The sequence below is a fragment of the Flavobacterium sp. LM4 genome (genome assembly GCF_002017935.1).
In the GTDB taxonomy this organism is placed as follows: domain Bacteria; phylum Bacteroidota; class Bacteroidia; order Flavobacteriales; family Flavobacteriaceae; genus Flavobacterium; species Flavobacterium chungangense.
This window is the reverse complement of sequence record NZ_MUFW01000002.1, coordinates 1-23,370: the sequence shown is the minus strand read 5'-3', so window position 1 is coordinate 23,370 and position 23,370 is coordinate 1. Positions and strand designations below refer to the sequence as shown.

At 34.8% G+C, this 23,370-nt stretch carries 15 protein-coding genes, 3 tRNA genes and 2 rRNA genes; 14 read left to right on the top strand and 6 right to left on the bottom strand.

The window, feature by feature from the left end; all coding sequences use genetic code 11:
• The first annotated feature begins 40 nt into the window (after positions 1-40).
• The 4 genes from BXU10_RS14260 to BXU10_RS14240 all read left to right on the top strand — a co-directional run bounded on the left by BXU10_RS14260 (position 41) and on the right by BXU10_RS14240 (position 9,094).
• Entirely contained in the window at positions 41-4,759 is a 4,719-nt protein-coding gene (locus BXU10_RS14260; RefSeq protein ID WP_078228016.1) for a gliding motility-associated C-terminal domain-containing protein, read from the top strand.
• A gap of 57 nt (positions 4,760-4,816) precedes the next feature.
• Positions 4,817-5,725 (top strand): type IX secretion system membrane protein PorP/SprF, encoded by a 909-nt coding sequence (locus BXU10_RS14255; RefSeq protein WP_059119058.1) that lies wholly within the window; start codon positions 4,817-4,819, stop codon positions 5,723-5,725.
• Between the two features lie 2 nt (positions 5,726-5,727).
• Complete coding sequence (locus BXU10_RS14250) at positions 5,728-7,668, top strand: OmpA family protein (RefSeq protein WP_078228015.1); 1,941 nt, start codon at positions 5,728-5,730, stop codon at positions 7,666-7,668.
• A 251-nt stretch (positions 7,669-7,919) separates the two neighbouring features.
• A protein-coding gene (locus tag BXU10_RS14240) for an IS3 family transposase (RefSeq protein ID WP_223255465.1) occupies positions 7,920-9,094 on the top strand; the annotation gives its coding sequence in 2 pieces (ribosomal slippage) (positions 7,920-8,175 and positions 8,175-9,094; 1,176 coding nt in all).
• A 182-nt stretch (positions 9,095-9,276) separates the two neighbouring features.
• Here the strand turns inward: BXU10_RS14240 and BXU10_RS14235 are convergent.
• A tRNA-Tyr gene (locus BXU10_RS14235) sits at positions 9,277-9,357 on the bottom strand.
• A 463-nt stretch (positions 9,358-9,820) separates the two neighbouring features.
• On the opposite strand from BXU10_RS14235, the gene BXU10_RS14230 reads away from it, so the two are divergent.
• From BXU10_RS14230 to BXU10_RS14200, 7 genes are all read left to right on the top strand, one after another.
• Positions 9,821-10,720 carry a LamG domain-containing protein gene (locus BXU10_RS14230; protein ID WP_078228013.1) on the top strand — a complete coding sequence of 300 codons (900 nt, stop codon included), beginning with the start codon at positions 9,821-9,823 and terminating at the stop codon, positions 10,718-10,720.
• 691 nt (positions 10,721-11,411) lie between these two features.
• Entirely contained in the window at positions 11,412-12,245 is an 834-nt protein-coding gene (locus BXU10_RS14225; protein WP_012024845.1) for a 1,4-dihydroxy-2-naphthoyl-CoA synthase, read from the top strand.
• Between the two features lie 85 nt (positions 12,246-12,330).
• Positions 12,331-13,293, top strand: a complete 963-nt coding sequence (menA, locus tag BXU10_RS14220) for a 1,4-dihydroxy-2-naphthoate octaprenyltransferase (RefSeq protein WP_078228012.1) — start codon at positions 12,331-12,333, stop codon at positions 13,291-13,293.
• A 25-nt stretch (positions 13,294-13,318) separates the two neighbouring features.
• Positions 13,319-13,996: a metal-dependent hydrolase gene (locus tag BXU10_RS14215; RefSeq protein WP_078228011.1), complete on the top strand. Its 678-nt coding sequence runs from the start codon at positions 13,319-13,321 to the stop codon at positions 13,994-13,996.
• Positions 13,997-14,302: 306 nt separating this feature from the next.
• On the top strand, positions 14,303-15,637 hold the full coding sequence (locus BXU10_RS14210) for a DEAD/DEAH box helicase (RefSeq protein ID WP_078228010.1): 1,335 nt from the start codon (positions 14,303-14,305) through the stop codon (positions 15,635-15,637).
• A gap of 39 nt (positions 15,638-15,676) precedes the next feature.
• Positions 15,677-16,201: a GNAT family N-acetyltransferase gene (locus BXU10_RS14205; protein ID WP_078228009.1), complete on the top strand. Its 525-nt coding sequence runs from the start codon at positions 15,677-15,679 to the stop codon at positions 16,199-16,201.
• Between the two features lie 154 nt (positions 16,202-16,355).
• A complete protein-coding gene (locus BXU10_RS14200; protein WP_078228008.1) occupies positions 16,356-17,618 on the top strand; it encodes an NAD(P)/FAD-dependent oxidoreductase in 1,263 nt (420 codons plus the stop codon).
• 43 nt (positions 17,619-17,661) lie between these two features.
• On the opposite strand, the gene BXU10_RS14195 is transcribed toward BXU10_RS14200, so the two are convergent.
• Positions 17,662-18,891, bottom strand: a complete 1,230-nt coding sequence (locus BXU10_RS14195; RefSeq protein WP_078228835.1) for a multidrug effflux MFS transporter — start codon at positions 18,889-18,891, stop codon at positions 17,662-17,664.
• A 151-nt stretch (positions 18,892-19,042) separates the two neighbouring features.
• Here BXU10_RS14195 and BXU10_RS14190 point away from each other — a divergent pair, with 151 nt between their 5' ends.
• From BXU10_RS14190 to BXU10_RS14180, 3 genes are all read left to right on the top strand, one after another.
• Positions 19,043-19,459 (top strand): hypothetical protein, encoded by a 417-nt coding sequence (locus BXU10_RS14190; RefSeq protein ID WP_078228007.1) that lies wholly within the window; start codon positions 19,043-19,045, stop codon positions 19,457-19,459.
• A gap of 201 nt (positions 19,460-19,660) precedes the next feature.
• On the top strand, positions 19,661-21,577 hold the full coding sequence (locus BXU10_RS14185; protein ID WP_078228006.1) for a DUF294 nucleotidyltransferase-like domain-containing protein: 1,917 nt from the start codon (positions 19,661-19,663) through the stop codon (positions 21,575-21,577).
• 1 nt (position 21,578) lies between these two features.
• Positions 21,579-22,175 (top strand): 3'-5' exonuclease, encoded by a 597-nt coding sequence (locus BXU10_RS14180; RefSeq protein ID WP_078228005.1) that lies wholly within the window; start codon positions 21,579-21,581, stop codon positions 22,173-22,175.
• Between the two features lie 366 nt (positions 22,176-22,541).
• Here the strand turns inward: BXU10_RS14180 and BXU10_RS14175 are convergent.
• The 4 genes from BXU10_RS14175 to BXU10_RS14160 form a co-directional block, all read right to left on the bottom strand.
• A tRNA-Leu gene (locus BXU10_RS14175) sits at positions 22,542-22,627 on the bottom strand.
• A gap of 5 nt (positions 22,628-22,632) precedes the next feature.
• Positions 22,633-22,705 (bottom strand) — tRNA-Phe (locus BXU10_RS14170).
• Between the two features lie 49 nt (positions 22,706-22,754).
• A 5S ribosomal RNA gene (gene rrf / locus BXU10_RS14165) occupies positions 22,755-22,864 on the bottom strand.
• A 181-nt stretch (positions 22,865-23,045) separates the two neighbouring features.
• A 23S ribosomal RNA gene (locus tag BXU10_RS14160) occupies positions 23,046-23,370 on the bottom strand; the annotation flags it as partial.

Below are 23,370 nucleotides of genomic sequence, written 5' to 3'. Positions count from 1 at the left end.
CTATGCAGTAAGCTATACGATTTGTGAAGTAAACAACCCGTTGAATTGTAGTACTATTAGCTCTACGGTAGTAGTAAGTGCCCCGGCGATTGTTGCGGTAACAGAAACGACCCCTTCGGTTAATGGATTACCAGGTGGCACCACCACGGCATTAACGGGCAACGATACCTTAAATGGAAGCCCAGTAGTAGTAGGTACTGCAGCAGGGAATGTACAAATCACATCAAGTACGGTTCCAGTAGGGTCAGGACTAGTAGTAAATGCAGATGGAACAGTAACAGTTCCGGCCAACACCCCATCTGGAAACTATGCAGTAAGCTATACGATTTGTGAAGTAAACAACCCGTTGAATTGTAGTACTATTAGCTCTACGGTAGTAGTAAGTGCCCCGGCGATTGTTGCGGTAACAGAAACGACCCCTTCGGTTAATGGATTACCAGGTGGCACCACCACGGCATTAACGGGCAACGATACCTTAAATGGAAGCCCAGTAGTAGTAGGTACTGCAGCAGGGAATGTACAAATCACATCAAGTACGGTTCCAGTAGGGTCAGGACTAGTAGTAAATGCAGATGGAACAGTAACAGTTCCGGCCAACACCCCATCTGGAAACTATGCAGTAAGCTATACGATTTGTGAAGTAAACAACCCGTTGAATTGTAGTACTATTAGCTCTACGGTAGTAGTAAGTGCCCCGGCGATTGTTGCGGTAACAGACACGACCCCTTCGGTTAATGGATTACCAGGTGGCACCACCACGGCATTAACGGGCAACGATACCTTAAATGGAAGCCCAGTAGTAGTAGGTACTGCAGCAGGGAATGTACAAATCACATCAAGTACGGTTCCAGTAGGGTCAGGACTAGTAGTAAATGCAGATGGAACAGTAACAGTTCCGGCCAACACCCCATCTGGAAACTATGCAGTAAGCTATACGATTTGTGAAGTAAACAACCCGTTGAATTGTAGTACTATTAGCTCTACGGTAGTAGTAAGTGCCCCAGCGATTGTTGCGGTAACAGAAACGACCCCTTCGGTTAATGGATTACCAGGTGGCACCACCACGGCATTAACGGGCAACGATACCTTAAATGGAAGCCCAGTAGTAGTAGGTACTGCAGCAGGGAATGTACAAATCACATCAAGTACGGTTCCGGCAGGATCAGGACTAGTGGTAAATGCAGACGGAACAGTAACAGTTCCGGCCAACACCCCATCTGGAAACTATGCAGTAAGCTATACGATTTGTGAAGTAAACAACCCGTTGAATTGTAGTACTATTAGCTCTACGGTAGTAGTAAGTGCCCCGGCGATTGTTGCGGTAACAGACACGACCCCTTCGGTTAATGGATTACCAGGTGGCACCACCACGGCATTAACGGGCAACGACACCTTAAATGGAAGCCCAGTAGTAGTAGGTACTGCAGCAGGGAATGTACAAATCACATCAAGTACGGTTCCAGTAGGGTCAGGACTAGTAGTAAATGCAGATGGAACAGTAACAGTTCCGGCCAACACCCCATCTGGAAACTATGCAGTAAGCTATACGATTTGTGAAGTAAACAACCCGTTGAATTGTAGTACTATTAGCTCTACGGTAGTAGTAAGTGCCCCGGCGATTGTTGCGGTAACAGACACGACCCCTTCGGTTAATGGATTACCAGGTGGCACCACCACGGCATTAACGGGCAACGACACCTTAAATGGAAGCCCAGTAGTAGTAGGTACTGCAGCAGGGAATGTACAAATCACATCAAGTACGGTTCCAGTAGGGTCAGGACTAGTAGTAAATGCAGATGGAACAGTAACAGTTCCGGCCAACACCCCATCTGGAAACTATGCAGTAAGCTATACGATTTGTGAAGTAAACAACCCGTTGAATTGTAGTACTATTAGCTCTACGGTAGTAGTAAGTGCCCCAGCGATTGTTGCGGTAACAGAAACGACCCCTTCGGTTAATGGATTACCAGGTGGCACCACCACGGCATTAACGGGCAACGATACCTTAAATGGAAGCCCAGTAGTAGTAGGTACTGCAGCAGGGAATGTACAAATCACATCAAGTACGGTTCCAGTAGGGTCAGGACTAGTAGTAAATGCAGATGGAACAGTAACAGTTCCGGCCAACACCCCATCTGGAAACTATGCAGTAAGCTATACGATTTGTGAAGTAAACAACCCGTTGAATTGTAGTACTATTAGCTCTACGGTAGTAGTAAGTGCCCCGGCGATTGTTGCGGTAACAGACACGACCCCTTCGGTTAATGGATTACCAGGTGGCACCACCACGGCATTAACGGGCAACGACACCTTAAATGGAAGCCCAGTAGTAGTAGGTACTGCAGCAGGGAATGTACAAATCACATCAAGTACGGTTCCAGTAGGGTCAGGACTAGTAGTAAATGCAGATGGAACAGTAACAGTTCCGGCCAACACCCCATCTGGAAACTATGCAGTAAGCTATACGATTTGTGAAGTAAACAACCCGTTGAATTGTAGTACTATTAGCTCTACGGTAGTAGTAAGTGCCCCGGCGATTGTTGCGGTAACAGACACGACCCCTTCGGTTAATGGATTACCAGGTGGCACCACCACGGCATTAACGGGCAACGACACCTTAAATGGAAGCCCAGTAGTAGTAGGTACTGCAGCAGGGAATGTACAAATCACATCAAGTACGGTTCCAGTAGGATCAGGACTAGTGGTAAATTCAGACGGAACAGTAACAGTTCCTGCCAACACCCCATCTGGAAACTATGCAGTAAGCTATACGATTTGTGAAGTAAACAACCCGTTGAATTGTAGTACTATTAGCTCTACGGTAGTAGTAAGTGCCCCGGCGATTGTTGCGGTAACAGACACGACCCCTTCGGTTAATGGATTACCAGGTGGCACCACCACGGCATTAACGGGCAACGATACCTTAAATGGAAGCCCAGTAGTAGTAGGTACTGCAGCAGGGAATGTACAAATCACATCAAGTACGGTTCCAGTAGGGTCAGGACTAGTAGTAAATGCAGATGGAACAGTAACAGTTCCGGCCAACACCCCATCTGGAAACTATGCAGTAAGCTATACGATTTGTGAAGTAAACAACCCGTTGAATTGTAGTACTATTAGCTCTACGGTAGTAGTAAGTGCCCCGGCGATTGTTGCGGTAACAGACACGACCCCTTCGGTTAATGGATTACCAGGTGGCACCACCACGGCATTAACGGGCAACGATACCTTAAATGGAAGCCCAGTAGTAGTAGTAGGTACTGCAGCAGGGAATGTACAAATCACATCAAGTACGGTTCCAGTAGGATCAGGACTAGTGGTAAATTCAGACGGAACAGTAACAGTTCCGGCCAACACCCCATCTGGAAACTATGCAGTAAGCTATACGATTTGTGAAGTAAACAACCCGTTGAATTGTAGTACTATTAGCTCTACGGTAGTAGTAAGTGCCCCGGCGATTGTTGCGGTAACAGAAACGACCCCTTCGGTTAATGGATTACCAGGTGGCACCACCACGGCATTAACGGGCAACGATACCTTAAATGGAAGCCCAGTAGTAGTAGGTACTGCAGCAGGGAATGTACAAATCACATCAAGTACGGTTCCAGTAGGGTCAGGACTAGTAGTAAATGCAGATGGAACAGTAACAGTTCCGGCCAACACCCCATCTGGAAACTATGCAGTAAGCTATACGATTTGTGAAGTAAACAACCCGTTGAATTGTAGTACTATTAGCTCTACGGTAGTAGTAAGTGCCCCGGCGATTGTTGCGGTAACAGAAACGACCCCTTCGGTTAATGGATTACCAGGTGGCACCACCACGGCATTAACGGGCAACGATACCTTAAATGGAAGCCCAGTAGTAGTAGGTACTGCAGCAGGGAATGTACAAATCACATCAAGTACGGTTCCAGTAGGGTCAGGACTAGTAGTAAATGCAGATGGAACAGTAACAGTTCCGGCCAACACCCCATCTGGAAACTATTCAGTAAGCTATACGATTTGTGAAGTAAACAACCCGTTGAATTGTAGTACTATTAGCTCTACGGTAGTAGTAAGTGCCCCAGCGATTGTTGAAGTTCCATCAATTGCCATAATTAAGACAGCGGTATTTAATGATGAAAATAGTAATGGGAATGCAGATGCTGGCGAAACAATAACTTATAACTTCAAGGTTACTAATACTGGAAATGTTCCTTTGTACAATATTACTGTTTCAGATCCATTAGCTGGTATTATTATGTCAGGAGGTCCAATAGATTTGAATGTAAATGATACGGATGAAGTTTCTTTTAGTGCTCAATATAGCATCACGCAAAATGATATTAATAATGGAAGTATTAGTAATCAGGCTAGTGTAATGGGTAGTGCTCTAAGTGGAATTAAAGTTGAGGATAAGTCCGATAACATAAATAATCTAGGTGACAATCCAACAGTTTTATTATTAAGTGGATGTGTAATCAAAATTTTTAATGCCGTTTCAATAAATGGTGATAGTATGAACGAAAGATTCTATATACAAGGAATAGAATGTTATCCTGACAACACAGTTCAAATTTATAATCGTTGGGGTGTATTGGTTTTTGAAAGAGATCATTACAATAATACCGATGTTGCCTTTAGAGGAATTTCAGAAGGACGTGTTACCATTAAAGAATCAAAAGGATTACCAGAGGGAACATATTATTATATCATAAAATATAAAGACCATCAATCTACTCCTCATCAGGAAGCGGGTTATCTGTACTTGACCAAATAATATTCTATGCTAATTAATTGGCTTGTTGAAGTTGATCTGTTATTAAAAATGAAAAAAATGAAAAAGTTAATTTTAGTTTTACTGTTTTGTTCAACTGCAAGCTTTGCACAGCAGGATGCACAATTTACACAATACATGTATAATACCATTAGTGTGAATCCTGCTTATGCGGGATCACGTGGAGTACTGAGTATTTTTGGTTTATATCGTACCCAATGGGTTGGGTTAGATGGCGCGCCGGAAACAAGTAGTTTTTCTGTAAATACACCAGTTGGTAATAACGTTGGGTTAGGAGTTTCATTAATCAATGATAAAATAGGTCCAACGAATGAGAATAACTTATCGGCAGATTTTTCGTATTCTATACCAACATCGGCTACAGCCAAATTATCTTTTGGTATAAAAGGATCAGCAAATTTATTCAAATTAGATCCAACTAAATTAACACCGGAAGATCAGGGAGATCCGCAATTTCAGGATTTCAAAAATAAATTCACGCCTAATATTGGAGCCGGAGTTTACTGGCATACAGATAAAGCTTATGTAGGTTTATCGGTTCCTAATTTCATTCAGACCAATCGTTATGATGATAATGATGTTGCGATTTACAAAGACAAAATCAACTATTATTTTATCGCAGGTTATGTATTTGATTTAGATCGTTATGAAACCGTAAAATTTAAACCGGCTATAATGACAAAAATGGTAGCTGGTTCGCCACTACAAGTAGATATTTCAGCCAATTTTATGTTTAATGAAAAATTTGTATTAGGAGCCGCTTACAGATGGAGTGCTTCGGTAAGTTTATTGGCTGGTTTTCAAATCACAGATGGTTTGTATTTGGGTTATGCTTACGATCGTGAAACAACCAAATTAGTGAATTATAATTCAGGATCGCACGAGATATTCCTTCGTTTTGAATTCTTAAACAAATATGGACGTATAACTTCACCAAGATTTTTCTAATTATGAAAGTTAAAAATATAATTTATGCTGCTGTTTTGTCGTCAGTTTGTTTTAACGGAACGGCTCAAAAAACAGTTTTGAATAAAGCAGAGAAGGAGTACAATCAATATGCTTTTGTAGACGCTATTGCTATTTATGAAAAAGTAGCAGAAAGCGGATATAAGGATGAAAAAATGTTTCAGAGATTAGGAAACTCCTATTATTTTAATGCCGAATTACCGAAAGCTGCAAAGTGGTATGACGCACTTTTTGCTTTTAACGAGCAGCAAGAACCTGAATATTATTATAGATATGCTCAGGCACTGAAATCTGTGGGTGATTATGCTAAATCAGATAAAATGCTGGAAATTTTTAATTTGAAAATTAAAACCGATACAAGAGGAGTTTTATTCCAAAACAATAAAAATTATCTGGAGCAGATTAAAGCGAATTCAGGAAGATTTGATATCGCAAATGCCGGAATTAATTCGCAACAATCAGATTACGGAAGTACAATTTATAATAATAAATTAGTATTTGCTTCTGCTCGTGATACCGGAAGTGTTGTTAAAAAAACATTTAAATGGACTAATAAATCGTTTACGAATTTATTTGCTGCGCAGTTAAAAGCGGATGGAACTTTAGAAAATCCAATTCGGTTTGAGAAAAAGATCAATTCTAAATTCAATGAATCTTCTCCGGTCTTCACCAAAGATGGCAAAACAATGTACTTTACCCGAAACAACTTTTTAGGCGGTAAAAAAGGAAAAGACAATAAAAGAGTTACATTATTGAAATTGTACAAAGCCGATTTTATTAATGATAAATGGACCAATATTATAGAGTTGCCTTTTAATAGTGATCAATATAGTATTGCGCATCCTGCTTTAAGTCTGGACGAAAAAAAGCTGTATTTCGCATCAGATATGCCGGGAAGTTTAGGACAATCAGATTTGTTTAGTGTTATTATTAATGAAAATAAAACCTTCGGGAAACCTGAAAATTTAGGAACTGTAATTAATACCGAAGGAAGAGAAACATTCCCGTTTATATCCGGAGATAATGAACTTTATTTTTCAAGCGACGGACGTCCTGGATTAGGCGGACTTGATGTATTTGTGGCAAAAATCAAGGAAGATGCTACTTTTGATCTGGTACAAAATATTGGAGAACCGGTAAATACTAAGTCGGATGATTTTGCTTTTATAATTGACAGCAATACGCGTAAAGGTTACTTCTCATCCAACAAAGAAGGCGGAATTGGAAATGATGATATCTATAAATTCACAGAAACAAAAAGACTTGATTGTGAAAAAAAATTATTTGGAATTGTTTCAGATTCTCAAACGAACGAAGCTTTAGCCGATGCAAAAGTAATTTTGCTTGACGATAAGTTTAAGGAAATTGCAACAATAATTTCGGATAAAAACGGAAGTTACAATTTTGATGTAAAATGCAATCAAACCTATTATGTAAGAGTTTCAAAACAAGATTATGAAATTAATGAAAGTCCGGTTACAATTCAGCCAACAAATGATAAACCTGAATTAGATATTAAATTAAATAAACAAATCAAGCAAATAGAAGTAGGGACAGATTTGGCTAAAACCTTAGAGATTCCTATTATTTATTTTGATCTGGATAAATCATTTATTCGTCAGGAAGCTGCTTTTGAATTAGAGAAAGTACTTGCTGTAATGAAACAATATCCTGAAATGAAAATCGATGTTCGTTCTCATACAGACAGTAGACAGACTCAGGAATATAATATGAGATTGTCTAATAAAAGAGCAAAAGCAACAATCGAATGGTTTGTAAAACGAGGAATTGCCCCAACCAGAATATCAGGGAAAGGATATGGCGAAAGTCAGTTAATCAATAAATGTTCAGATAATGTAGCTTGTACAGAAGATGAACATCAGTTAAACAGAAGAAGTGAATTTGTAATCGTTTCAATGCAATAAGAACTTACAAATCATTATCGATAAAAACACAGTCCTAAAAAGTGTGTAAGTTTTAAAAATAACGGGGTTTAACTTTTTAAATAAAGTTGAACCCCTTTTTCAAATATAGTTAAGAACTGATTGAGTAGTAATTCCTAATTATGGATTAGAATAGCCCGTTTTTTGGTCAGTTCTATTCAAATAGACCTATATTTTGGATGTGCTAACTTAGCATGGAGTTCTAGTTAAGAACTAAATCTTAACTTTAGAGCATGAAAGAGAATCGTAAAACTTATGACCGCAATTTTAAAGAGAAAGCTGTCCAATTAAGTTATGAAAGAGATAATATCTCACAATTAGCGAAGGAACTTGGAATAACAGCACCTTTGCTTTACAAATGGCGTCAGGATTACCAAGAATTTGGAACAGGAAGTTTTCCTGGAAAAGGCAATTTAAAACTAAGTCCCGAACAAGAAAAAATTCATGAACTTGAAAAAAAATTAAAAGAAGCAGAATTAGAACGTGATATCTTAAAAAAGGCAATAAGCATCTTTTCCAAGGGAGGTCGATGATTTATCTTTTCATAAAAGACCATGAAAAAATATATTCGATTGAAAAGATGTGCAAAGTTTTAGCAGTAAGCAACAGCAGTTACTATAAATGGAAAAAACAGATTGTTTCAGAAAGGCAAAAACGAGTGATTTTAATAAAAGAAGCAATAACTTCAATATATTTTAATACCAAACAGCGATATGGAAGTCCAAGAATTACTTTAGAACTTCAAAATATAGGATATCAAATATCTAGAATAACAGTCGCTAAATACATGAAGCAATTAGGTTTGTACAGTAAATTGAGTAAAAAATTTAAAGTAACAACCAATTCAAAACATAATCATTTTGTTGTTCCAAATATCTTAAAAAGAGAATTTACGGTGAAGGAACCATCTAAAGCTTGGGTTTCAGATATAACATATATTCAAACAAAGGACGGATTTTTGTATCTCACAATTATTTTGGATTTGTTCGACAGAAAAATAATTGGCTGGAGTCTAAGCAATGGTTTGAGTACTAAACAAACTACATTAACAGCTTGGAAAATGGCACTTAAAAATCGAAAAATTACAAATGAATTAATATTCCACTCCGACAGAGGAATTCAATATGCTAATAAAAGCTTTACTAATATGCTTGACTCTTTTAAAACTGTCACTAGAAGTATGAGCCGTAAAGGAGATTGCTGGGATAATGCTGTTGCAGAAAGTTTTTTCAAATCACTAAAAACAGAATTAATTTATGGGAATAAACTAATTACTAAAGAACAAATGGAACTTGAAATTTTTGAATACATCGAAATTTGGTACAATAAAAAAAGAAGGCACTCTGCTTTGAACTATAAAACTATTGAAGAATTTAATAAATTAACTAATTACAAAAATGTAGCTTAACTTTTTCTCTACTTTTTGTTTGCATATCCACACCTTTAATTTTGTGAGAATTTATAAATATTGAAAATAGGCCATAAAGCAAAAAAGCCAGTAAATCATCGGATTTACTGGCTTTAAGACATTTTTTAAGGCTTTTTGAAAAGATTGAAAACTTACAGTTTTTCGACTTTTCGGCCTTTCCGTGGGGAGAGCAGGATTCGAACCTGCGAAGTTTTCACAGCAGATTTACAGTCTGCCCTCGTTGGCCGCTTGAGTATCTCCCCGAATCTCAGCGTTGTGCTTTGTTGTTCTAAGCGGATGCAAATATAGCAACGTTTTTCATGTTTGCAAACAAAAAATGAACTTAATTTTAAGTTATTATTTAATTCACTGGTAGTGAATTAAATAATAATAAAGATTTTTATCAATTATAAGGCTTTTTTAAAATTAAAGCTTGAGTTTTATAAATCGTAGTATTTTTTTTAGTTAAATATTTATAAACTTTAGTACTATCAGAGTTATCAAATCCTGATTATTGAGTTCCTTAACGATTATTTAATTACCGGTAAATAATCTACAGATTAATAAAAATTCAAAAATTGCAATGGTTTTCATTAGATTTGAAAAAATATACTGATTAAATAATTTGCAATAATTGATTTCAACGATTATTCATGTCATTTATCGGGTAAATTTCACTCGAAACAGGTTTAAATATATTTTAGTAGTAGAAACCCCAATCCTATTATGAAAAAAATCCTACTCCTATTTATAATTATTATTTCTTCAGAAGTGAGCGCTCAAATACCCATTCATAAATTTAATTTCAACGGAACATTACAAAATACTGAAAATTCCATTTCTTTTATGGGGACAGAAAATTATGTAGCCGATAGGACGGGGAAAGATAAAAGCGCACAAAGATTAACAAACAAAGCATTAGAAGCTGTAATTGACAATCTCCCTCAGAAAGATAAACCAAGAACCATAACGATCTGGATCAAAATGAATGATATTTCTTCAGCAAATTATATCTGGGGGTACGGTGAAGCTTCTACCGCCAAGTATTTTGGACTCTTGCAACAAGGAACAACAACTTCTAATTCTGACTTAAATCTGGCAGCCTGGGGAGCTTTAAACGATATAATAGTTAATATCCCTTTGACTAAGGATACCTGGTATCAATATAGCGCTACGTTTGATGGCAACATTTCAAAAATATATCGCAATGGAGAATTGTTAAAATATGAAAAGGCTGCCACAATTAATACTGAAGGAAATATTTTCAGATTAGGAGAAATTAATACTAAAATTGGAATTAATGCTGATTTGGATGATTTAAAAATTTACAATACTGCTTTATCAGACAAGGAAATTCTTGCATTATACAACATTGAAAAATATACACAACCAGTCAAGGATGTAAAGACTGAAACAGTTTTAAAAAAAGAAATAGTACAAAGCAATACCAATACAACCACTATTATAAAAACAAATTCTTTGAACGCAAAGAAGATAGAGGTATTTTCTCAGGGGCAGAGAATATCAAGTAATACTACAAAAGAAATTGATTTAAATGAACTTCCAGAAGGCATATACTTATTAAAGATTACTGACCCACCGGCTAAAAAAACGACATCTAAATAACAAGAAAGGCTATCCATTACGAATAGCCTTTCCCTTTTTATTCTAGTTTTAAAAAATTGTAATTAAAAAAAACAGAAATAAAATAATTCTAAATGTATTTTAAAAGTAAATCCTTTACGTATTTTATGATTCACTTTTTTTAACGATGTCTTTAAATAATCAATTCATTTATTTCAAAAACAACAAATCAATTTCACGGCTTACCCTTTGGTTTTTATCAATAATTTATAGAAAGCTTCAATTTTTAATTCTCAATTATCGTATTCTTTTTTTGAAAAATTGAAATGCAATTCCAGTAATTAACCGTCGGTGTTACTGTCTTTTTCTTGAAGTTGAAACATATGAATAAATCATTTGCCCATTTTTTTTTGTTTTATAATTAAAAACCGTTAAAAAATGAGCGACAAATTTTTTAATTTTTCTCAAAAAAAGTCATTTTTTAGGTTAATAAATCAGTGAAAGAAAATCAATCTTTAAATCAATAAATAAAAACGTATCTTATTGATTTATAGATCGTAAAATTACTTATTATTTTTAAATACAAGTGTTAAAAAATGTTATTTTTTATTTTTAGGTTGTTATTTTTTTCAGAATATGATTTAGAAAAAAGACTTCACTTGAATTGAGTAGGTAAAAATGTAAAAATGGCTTATTTTTACACTATAATTATTTAAAACAAATAAAATAGAAAATGGATTGGATAACTGCCAGAGAATTCGAAGATATAACGTATAAAAAATGTAATGGAGTTGCAAGAATAGCTTTTAACAGACCAAATGTTAGAAACGCTTTTCGGCCAAAAACAACCTCAGAATTATACCAGGCATTTTATGATGCACAGGAAGATACTTCAATAGGAGTAGTTTTACTTTCTGCTGAAGGTCCTTCAACAAAAGACGGTGTATATTCTTTCTGCAGCGGAGGGGATCAAAATGCACGCGGACATCAGGGATATGTTGGGGATGACGGACAACATCGTTTAAATATTCTGGAAGTTCAGCGATTAATTCGTTTTATGCCAAAAGTAGTAATTGCCGTTGTCCCGGGCTGGGCTGTTGGCGGAGGGCATAGTTTACATGTAGTTTGTGACATGACGCTTGCCAGTAAAGAACATGCTATTTTTAAACAAACGGACGCTGATGTAACCAGTTTTGATGGAGGATACGGATCAGCTTACCTCGCTAAAATGGTTGGCCAGAAAAAAGCCCGTGAGATTTTCTTTTTAGGAAGAAACTATTCAGCTCAGGAAGCTTTCGAAATGGGAATGGTAAATGCTGTTATTCCACACGATGAGTTAGAAGCTACTGCTTATGAATGGGCACAGGAAATTCTTCAAAAATCACCAACTTCTATAAAAATGCTGAAATTTGCGATGAACTTAACAGATGACGGAATGGTTGGTCAACAAGTTTTTGCAGGCGAAGCTACACGTCTGGCATACATGACCGAAGAAGCAAAAGAAGGAAGAAATGCCTTTTTAGAAAAAAGAAAGCCTAATTTTGGCGAAAATAAATGGCTTCCATAAAAAGAAAAAATAGTTTCAGGCTTTAAGTTGCAAACGTAAAACCTGAAACTGAAACTGAAACAAAAAAACAACTAAACAAAACATAATGAAACATTGGATTGAAGCCGCCAGATTGCGCACATTACCTTTATCAGTTTCGGGAATTATAGTAGGAAGTATTTACGCCTTATCTAATCCAACAGAAACCATCAACACACCAACGGAAGTATTCAGCTGGAAGATTTTTGGTTTTGCACTTTTAACAACGCTTGGCTTACAGGTTCTTTCCAATTTTGCAAATGATTATGGAGATGGTGTTAAAGGAACAGATAATGCTGATAGGGTAGGGCCTCAAAGAGCTATTCAGAGTGGTGTGATTACACCGCAGGCTATGAAAAAAGCCATTATAATCACGTCATTATTGACGCTTTTGTCTGCGATTACCCTGATATTTTTTGCTTTTGGAGAAAGTAATTTTGTCTATTCTATCTTCTTCTTATTACTTGGAATTGCTGCAATTGCTTCAGCTATTCGTTATACAGTTGGTAATTCTGCTTATGGATACAGAGGTTTTGGAGATGTATTTGTTTTCGTATTCTTCGGACTGGTAAGTACCTTGGGCGTTAATTTTTTATATTCTAAAGAAGTTGATCCTCTTTTAATTTTGCCCGCAATTTCAATAGGTTTATTAAGTGTAGGGGTTTTAAACCTGAACAATATGCGTGATGAAGAATCCGACAGAAAATCAGGAAAGAACACAATTGTAGTTCAGATTGGCGGGAAAAAAGCTAAAATTTATCATTTTTCAATAATTATTACAGCAATGCTTTTGGTTATTATTTTTGCCATTTTAAGCGATTATAATTTTGATCAGTATTTGTTTTTATTAGCCTTCATACCTTTAACAAAACATTTAATTACCGTTTATAAAAACCAAAATCCCAAGTTGTTAGATCCTGAATTAAAAAAGCTGGCAATCAGCACTTTTTTGCTTTCTATATTACTGACAATTTGTATGATATCCTTAATTTCGGATATCATTGTTAATCTTTTTCTAGGAGGAAGATAATTGTTTCACTTTAAATTTTTATCAAATGAAAATTACATTTTACGGTCACGCATCTTTAGGAATTGAAGTTGGAGGAAAACATATTATTGTCGATCCTTTCATTACTGGAAATCCGTTAGCTTCAGCAATTGATATAAACACATTAAAAGCCGATTACATTTTGCTTACCCATGCACATGGCGACCATGTTCTGGATGTTGAGGCAATTGCCAATCGTACAGAAGCTACTATTGTTTCAAATGCCGAAATTGCCAGTTATTATGCAAAATTAGGTTTAAAGGCACATCCAATGAACCATGGCGGAAGCTGGAATTTTGACTTCGGAAAAGTTAAATACGTAAACGCAGTTCATTCCAGTTCATTCCCTGACGGAAGTTACGGCGGAAATCCGGGAGGTTTTGTTATCGAAGGTGAGCATAAAAACATATACATTGCCGGCGACACAGCCTTAACAACGGATATGAAACTGATTCCATTGCGTACCAAATTGGATTTAGCCATTTTACCAATCGGAAGTAATTTTACAATGGATGTCGAAGATGCCATTATCGCTTCTGATTTTATAGAATGCGATAAAATACTCGGCTACCATTTTGATACTTTCGGATACATCGAAATCAATCATGAAGAATCAATTCGTAATTTTTTCGATAAAGGAAAAGATTTAATGCTTCTCGAAATAGGAGAATCAATCGAATTATAATATTTTCATCCTGAGCCCATTCGGCTTCACTCAGGATAAACTTATTCGAAATAAGGAGCTGTTTCCCGCTGTACACTATATCTTTCATGCCGAACCCCGGCATAAAAGGATGCCGTTTCCATCAGGGCTAGGGCTTCAGTTTTCATAATAAATTCTAATTTTCTTGTTCTCGATATATTTTTGAGCCAACAGAAATTCAACAATAATCGTAATCATTTATTGATGCATTTTTCAGATTATTCATTTATTTGTGAAAATTTGTGCAATTTGTGGTAAAATATATTCTAAAATAAAAAAACAAATACAATGTCTAAACAATTCGCATCATTAGGAATTTCAGCACCAATTTTAAAAGCATTAAGCGAATTGAATATTGTTGAGCCAACAGAAATTCAACAAAAAACAATTCCGTTACTTTTATCTGAAACCCACGATCTGGTTGGTTTAGCCAAAACAGGAACCGGAAAAACCGCTGCCTTCGGATTGCCATTATTGCAATTAATTGATACCAACTCATCAATTATTCAGGCAGTAATTTTAGTGCCAACGCGAGAACTTGGTCAGCAGATTTTTAGAAATCTGGAAGATTTTTCAAAATATATTCCAAACATTTCTATCGCAGCAACCTGCGGTGGAATTCCAATAAAACCTCAAATCGAAAGGCTTACAAATCCAACACATATTGTAGTAGCGACGCCTGGACGTTTAATCGATTTGATCCAAAGAAAAGCAATCGATTTAAAACAAACCCAATATTTAGTTTTAGACGAAGCAGACGAAATGGTTGCTATCCTTAAAGGAAGTTTAGACGAAATCATTGCAGAACTTCCCAAAAAACACCGTACAATATTATTTTCTGCAACTTTACAGGGAACCATCAAACAGTTAATTCAGAATTACTTAAATAAAAATGTAGTTCAGATTAGTGCCAACATGGACACAGTTGGCAACAAGGGAATAGATCACGAATATATTGTAGTTGATCCAATTGAAAAATTAGATGTTTTAATGCATTTTTTAAACTCAAAAGAGGGTGAACGCGGCATAATTTTCTGCAAAACAAAAGCTGCAGTTAATAAATTAGCCAAAAATCTGGCTATCAATCGTTTTTCATCAGGAGCACTTCACGGTAGTTTGTCACAGGGAATCCGTGACAGAATTATGGAACAATTTCGTGAAGGACATATCAATATTTTGATAGCAACTGATTTGGCCGCCAGAGGAATAGATGTAAAAGAAATCTCCTATGTTGTAAATTACCATTTGCCTGACACTTACGAGAATTACGTTCACAGAAGCGGAAGAACAGCAAGGGCTGGAGCAAAAGGACTTTCTTTGACAGTTTTACAACAGGAAGAAGTTGCTGAAATTTCAGATTTTGAAAGAGAGCTGGGTTTAAAATTTACTGAATTCAAAAAGCCTTCAACCATAAGCCTTGAAGAAAACAATACACTTTTATGGGCAAAACAAATCTTTAAAACAAAACCAAATCACGATATTTCAACCGATTTAAAAACAAAAGTAAAAACTGTTTTTCATCATCTGACAAAAGAGGAACTAATTGAAAAATTGTTAGCTAACTATGTTCTACAAAATAAGGTTGAGATAACTGAAAAACCGGTTAAAAAGTTTAAAAAGTAGTTTTAAAATTAGCTTTATAGTGCTTAAAAAACATCCAGAATGAATACTATTGAAATAAAGAGAATTTCGGTTAAGGAAATTACTCAATTACAGGAAATTGGCAGACAAACTTTCCAGGAAACTTTTTCAGAATCAAACTCTGAAGAAAATAAGAAAAGCTATCTCGAAGAAGGATTTTCTAACGAAAAATTAACTGCTGAACTTAAAGATGAAAATTCTGAATTCTATTTTGCAATGTTGGATAATAAAGTGATTGGTTATTTAAAAATAAACTTTGGAGCATCACAAACCGAATTAAAAGACAATAAAGCGCTTGAAATAGAACGCATCTATGTGACAAAAGAGTTTCATGGAAAAAGCGTAGGGCAATTACTTTATGATAAAGCGATAGAAATAGCAAATCAAAAAACATCAGAATATGTATGGTTAGGAGTTTGGGAAGAAAATCAAAGAGCAATAAATTTTTATAAGAAAAATGGTTTCATCGAATTTGACAAGCATATTTTTAAATTAGGAAATGACGAACAGACAGATATTATTATGAAGCTCAAATTATCCAATTAATACTGAATTCATAAAAGAAATCAATAAGATTAGTTTGTGTAATTTTAAAAAATAAATTTTAAAGATGAGTTTGTACTTGAAATTATTAGTGTTAAATTTATAAAGTAATGCAAACAGAATAGTTTTTGTACAATAGTCTTAAAAACAATATATTATGAATATAGTCATCATTGGAGGTGGTTTTGCAGGATTAAATCTGGCAAAAGAACTTCTAAATCATCCTCAAATACAAGTAACGCTTGTAGATAAAAACAATTACAATTTTTTTCCACCCCTTATATATCAGGTTGCTACCGCTTTTTTAGAACCTTCAAGTATCAGTTATCCCTTTAGAAAGTTTTTTGCAGGTAAAAAAAATCTTCAGTTTCGTTTAGGCGAATTATTATCAGTTGTGCCTGCAGAAAATAAGGTGATTTTAAGCAACGGTGAGTTGTCATACGATCATTTGGTCTTTGCTACAGGTGCTGAAACCAGTTATTTTGGAATGGAAAACGTGATGAAAAATGCCATTCCGATGAAAACCTTGAATGATGCCATCGTAATGCGAAACACATTGCTTAAGAATTTAGAAAAAGCAGCGATTTGCAAAGAAATCCGTAAGCGTCGTAAATTATTAACAATTGTTGTTGCCGGTGGAGGTCCAACAGGAGTAGAGGTTTCAGGTATGTTTGCTGAAATGCGAAAAAATATTTTACTAAAAGAGTATCCCGAATTAGACACTACTGCAAGTAACGTTTACTTAGTTGACGGTGGAGATGCACTGCTCGCACCAATGAGCGAGGCTTCTCAAAAAGATACTTTAGAGGCACTTACAAAATTAGGCGTTGTTGTTAAATTGAACAGCAAAGTAACTGATTATATTGATGATACCGTATATTTTGAAAACGGAGAAACAATTAAAACCAAAAATTTGATATGGGCAGCTGGTGTTACTGCTAAAATTTTTGAAGGAATGCCAGCGGAAAGTTATGGTCGCGGAAGAAGAATGGCTACTGATGCATTTAATAAAGTGAATGCTACAGAAAACATATATGCTATTGGTGATACCGCTATTTTAACTGCTGATAAAAACTTTCCTAATGGCCATCCCCAGGTAGCACAGGTTGCCATACAACAAGGAATAAATCTTGCTAAAAACTTTAAAGCTTCACTTCAAAAAAAATCACTTAAACCTTTTGTTTACAATGACAAAGGATCGATGGCAATTATTGGAAAAAATAAAGCTGTGGTTGATTTACCCAATCCTAAATGGCACTTTAAAGGATTTTTTGCCTGGTTCATTTGGTTATTTGTTCATTTAATTTCGCTAATCACTTACAGAAACAGATTGAAAACTTTCTATAATTGGATGATAGCCTATTTCGCCAGAGACCAATCTCTTAGAATGATAATCAGGCCTGATAAAAAACAGGTATAAAAAAATCCGGAATTCAAAATTCCGGATTTTTTTATAATAAATTTCAATGCCCAATCGTAATTTCATCTTCAGAGGATATTTCTACTTTTTGTATGATAAAGCGTTTTCCAATATTTAGAATAATAAATGCCAAAATAGTAGTAGCCGTCATGATGACTACCATTGGTACAACCGAGTCTTTAACAAAAGCTCCAATAGCAAAAGAAGCTAAAGCTCCTAAACCAAGCTGAATTGCTCCCATTAATGCTGAAGCACTTCCTGCATTTTTAGCAAAAGGAGCCATTGTAAGTCCTGCAGTATTAGGATTTGAAATTCCTAAACAGCCTAAAAATAGAAACAACATTCCAATCGTTCCATATAAACCTAAAAGATCATTCAAAGAAAGAACCAAAAAAACAATACTTATCACGGATTGAGTGATTAAAGCACTGAATATCATTTGTTCGCTGGAAAATTTCTTCAATAGAACCGAATTTAATTGACTTGAACCAATGAAACTCACTGACATAAAGGCAAATATCCATCCATATGTCTTGGCATCAACATGGTAAATATCCATAAAAATGATGGGAGAGGCCGCTACGTATGAAAATAATCCGGAAAAAGCTATTGAACCTGTAAATCCATAAGTGAAAAATTGAGGTTCTTTAAGCACTTTAAAAAAGTTAGAAATGATTGGTTTTGGTTTTAATGAAATCGAGGTATCAGGTTTATAAGTATTTGGTAAACCTATTTGTGATGCAGCCAGAATAGCTATTCCCATGCACATTAATATTAAAAACACTACATGCCAGCCATAATCTTCGGTTACATAACCACCAATTGTTGGTGCCAGCATTGGTGAAAGTCCAAGAACAAGCATTAACAAAGAAAAAACTTTAGGAATATCTTTTACTGGAAATAAGTCCCTGACCATCGCGACAGAAGCTACCGTTGCGGCACAACTGCCAATTGCCTGAATAAATCTCAAAAATATAAAAGTATTAATATCAGCAACATACACACATCCTAAAGAAGCTAAAATATAAACCATTAAACCTATAAACAACGGTTTTTTTCGTCCAAGCCGATCTAATAAAGGACCATAAAGCAATTGTCCCGCTGAAATCCCGATAAAATAACTTGATAAACTCATGGAAACTTTTGCGACAGTAGTATTTAAATCTGTTGCAATTCCTGAAAAACCCGGTAAATACATATCAATTGAGAAAGGACCAAGTGCAGTTAAAGAACCTAAAATAAGGATTAGCTTAATATATTTTTTTGTTGTCATTTTTCTTAAATGATTGCTTTTATTTTTTTGCAAAGGTAAAGATTTCATACCTTGTTAGATAATTAAACTTATTTAAAATAATGGTTTGATTTTATTACGCAGAAATTTGTTATAAAAACATTTCAAAATATTAATCTTAAATTTAAGAATTATGAAAAAGTACATTTTAATTTTAGCTTTAATTTTCTCAACAATTTCGTTTGCCCAAACCATTACATCCAAACAAGAAGATGCAAATGAGGCACAGTATGAACTCCTTAAAAAAGTAAATGAATTTTACCCAGACATTACTTTAAACAAAACGATTACAAATTTTTACGCTGATGGAAAAATCATTGATTCACGACAAGAGTTTAATTTAAAAGGAACAAAGTTTTCCAGTTATAAATTAAGTATAGAACCAGATAATAAAAAATTATTATTTGAATATGAATCTGTTGAATCAGGAAAAGTCTATGGAGATGTTACAATTTTCAAAGGAAACGCTTTACGAACAACTTTTAATGAACAAAAAAGCGATTTTGAAGTTTCCTTAAATGGTAAAGCGGTGTATTCTAAAAAGCTTTAAAAGTCAAATTTATTTAAAAAGCATCAAATTTGATGCTTTTTAAATAAATATTATTCGAACTATAATTTATATTATGTAAAATAAAAAAGAATTAATCATTAGAATTAATCATTAGAATTAATCATTAGAATTAATCATTAGAATTAATCTAATAGTGATTCTTTATTTTATTATTTTTACATTTGATATATTAAATAAACTATGAATACAATTGCTGAACATATTGCGGATTTTTTAAAAGAATATCCGCCATTTGATAATTTGACATTTCAGGAACTCTTTAATATTGCAACTAATATCCGAGTAATAAATTTAGAAAAACATGCTGTATTGTTTCAAAACAACGATATACTTCATGATAGTTTCTACGTGGTATCATCCGGAATTATCAACTTGACTACAATTGCTGATGCTGAGGAAACTATCATAAACAAATGTCATGAAGGTGATATTTTTGGTTTGCGTCCTTTTTTTTCAAAAAACAATTACATGATGACTGCCAAAGCACGTGAAGAAAGTATTGTTTATGCTATCCCTATTGCTGTTTTTAGACCATTTGTGGCAAATAATTCTGATGTTTTAAACTTTTTATTAGAAAGTTTTGCTATTAATTCGCGTCACACAAAAGACAATGTAAATTCTGGAGACAAACTAATTTCTGATAACGGATTTTATTCGGATACACAATCAGAAATTCAATATATTCAATCTCTTAATTATAATAATTCACCACTAACCACTACAGCTGATAAAATTGTAAAAGACATTGCTATTTTGATGACTGACTCAATGGTTGACAACATCGTTGTTTGCGAAAACAATAATCCTATAGGTATATTGACAGATGCTGATTTATCATCAAAAATAGCCACAGGCCGTTATCCTATTACTGAGACAATAGACAAGATCATGTCATCTCCTGTTGTTACTGTAATTGAAAATGTTTCTTTGGCAGAAGCTCAGTTATTAATGTTAAAGCATAATGTAACGCATTTATGTGTTACTAAAGATGGTACAAATAAATCGGTTGTTAAAGGCATTATATCTGAACATGATTTAATTGTAGCTCAAGCAAGTAATCCTGGTGTATTAATTAAAGAAATTAAGCGTTCACAATTGCCAAAGGACTTAAAACAAATTCGGGATCGATTGTCTGATTTAATTCAGAATTCAATTCAAAAGGATATTACCATTTCCCATATATGCAATATTGCCAACGAAATAAACCTGGCACTCATAAAACGTGCAGTTGAATTAACAATTTTGGATTTAGGCTCCCCGCCTGCTCGTTTTGCATGGCTAAGTATTGGTAGCCAAGGAAGAAAAGAACAACTTTTACTTACTGATCAGGACAGTATATTAATTTTTGAAGATGTGACACCTGAAAAATACAGAGAAGTAAAAGATTATTTTTTAAGACTTGCTAAAAGAACCACATCTCTGTTAGAAAAAGTAGGTTATGAATTTTGCCCAAACGGTCATATGGGAAGTAACATGTTATGGTGTAAATCACTGACTGACTGGATAAAGCAATACAATAGCTGGATGAATACTCCAGGTGAGAACAGTAATGACTTAAGCAGTATATTCTTTGATTATGAAATTGTTTTCGGTGAACCAAAAATTGAAGAGGCTGTAGAAAATATTATTTTTAAAAATGCGATCAACAACCCATTGTTTTTTGACTTTCTAGGAAATGATGCCTTAAAAAAGAATGCGCCTTTAAGTTTTTTTAAGAAATTTATTTTAGAAGAAGAAGGTCCTCACAAAATGAAATTCGATATCAAAACTAAAGCATTGATGCCTCTTATTGATGGTGCAAGGTTACTAATATTAAGCTCAAATATTAAAGGAATTAAAAATACCTATTTGAGATTTAAACAACTTGCTATTTCAGATTCTAAAAATGCTGAAATATATCTAAGTTGTGCAGAAGCATTTTTAACCTTATTAAAATTCCGAACAATTGAAGGATTAAAAAATGATGATTCAGGGCAATATATAAATATAAAAGAATTATCTAAAACAGACAAAGAGAAATTAAAAAATGCATTAGCTCCTATGCGAGATCTTGAGGAGTTAATTAAAAGTAAATTTCAACTTACACAATTTTCATAATATGTTGGACTGGCTGAAAAATATTAATAAAGAATATCCTGATTTTTGGAAAAATTACCTTAGTAAATTTGAAACTAAGCCAAATAGATTTGTAGCTATATCTGCCGAAACTTCAGGACTAAACCCTATAAAAGATGTAATTTTATCTATGGGATCTTTTGCAATTGTTGATGATGGTATCATAATTCAGGATAATTTCGAAGCAGTTCTATTACAATATAAATACCTACATGATAATGGTTTATCAAACGAGTTTATAATTGAAAGCAAAATGAAAAAGCTTCAGGAAAATGATGCTCTTCAGACTTTTATAGATTATTTAGGAAATGCAGTCTTGGTAGGTCATCATGTTAACTTCGATATTGAAATGATAAATGCTGCACTAGAGAGATTAGATTGTGGCAGATTAAAAAATGAAGCTTTAGACATAGATGTAATGTATAGAAAATTACACGATATAAATGAAAAGCAATTTTCACTGGATGACCTATGTGAAATATATAAAATTCCTAAAAGTGACAGAAATTCATCAGCCGAAGATGCTTATAAAATTGCTTTATTATTTTTAAAACTAAAATCCAGATTAGGAATTAAATAAATTAAGCTGTTAAACATCTAAACGAGCCAATAGTATATAAAATTTTGAGTATTTATTATTTTGTCTTTTTTTAAAAGCATTTAGATCTCCGTTTAGAAGAAATAAATTTAGAATTTTTTCTTTTTAGGATCTCCGTTTAGGAACTAAAACATTAGAAGTTATTATTACGAAAACGGATCTACAAATGATCCGCTTTTTTTGCATAATAGCATCCAAATATATATTTTATATTTTTTTTGTTTCTGTGGTCGCTTGCATCGCTCACGCAGGATCGGGTCAATCAGAAGTTCTTTCTATTTGAAGAAAACACTCCATTCCATTAAGCAAAAAAAACTCCAATCAGCCATAGCCAATTGGAGTTTTCAGTACTCAGAGCGGGACTTGAACCCGCACGAACATTTCTGTTCACTGGATTTTAAGTCCAGCGTGTCTACCAATTTCACCATCCGAGCATTTGTGGTACCTCCAGGGATCGAACCAGGGACACATGGATTTTCAGTCCATTGCTCTACCATCTGAGCTAAGGTACCTCATTTTAAAACAAAAAACCCTGTTTCATCAGAAACAGGGTTTTCAAAAGAAAGGCGACGACATACTCTCCCACATAACTGCAGTACCATCTGCGCAGGCGGGCTTAACTACTCTGTTCGGGATGGGAAGAGGTGAGCCCCGCCGCAATAACCACCTTAAGGTTGTTAGTCTAAAGTCTAAGGTCATAAAGTCAAAAGTTTTCACTTTACGACTCTGGACTTTCGTCTTTAAGACTGCCCGCGACGGGCAAATATCTTAACATACTGAGATAAAGAAAAATATTTTTATTTACTATTTTTAGAAAGTTTCTTCCTCCGGGTTGACCCGGAGGAAAAGGGTGTACATAAGCTTACGGATTATTAGTACTACTCGACTATGACATTACTGCCTTTACATCTATAGCCTATCAACGTGGTCATCTTCCACGATCCTTAAAAGAAATCTCATCTTGTGGTGGGTTTCGCGCTTATATGCTTTCAGCGCTTATCCCTTCCCAACGTAGCTACTCTGCGGTGCCCCTGGCGGGACAACAGATACACTAGAGGTTAGTCCAATTCGGTCCTCTCGTACTAGAATCAGATCCACTCAAATTTCTAACGCCCACAGTAGATAGAGACCGAACTGTCTCACGACGTTCTGAACCCAGCTCGCGTGCCACTTTAAT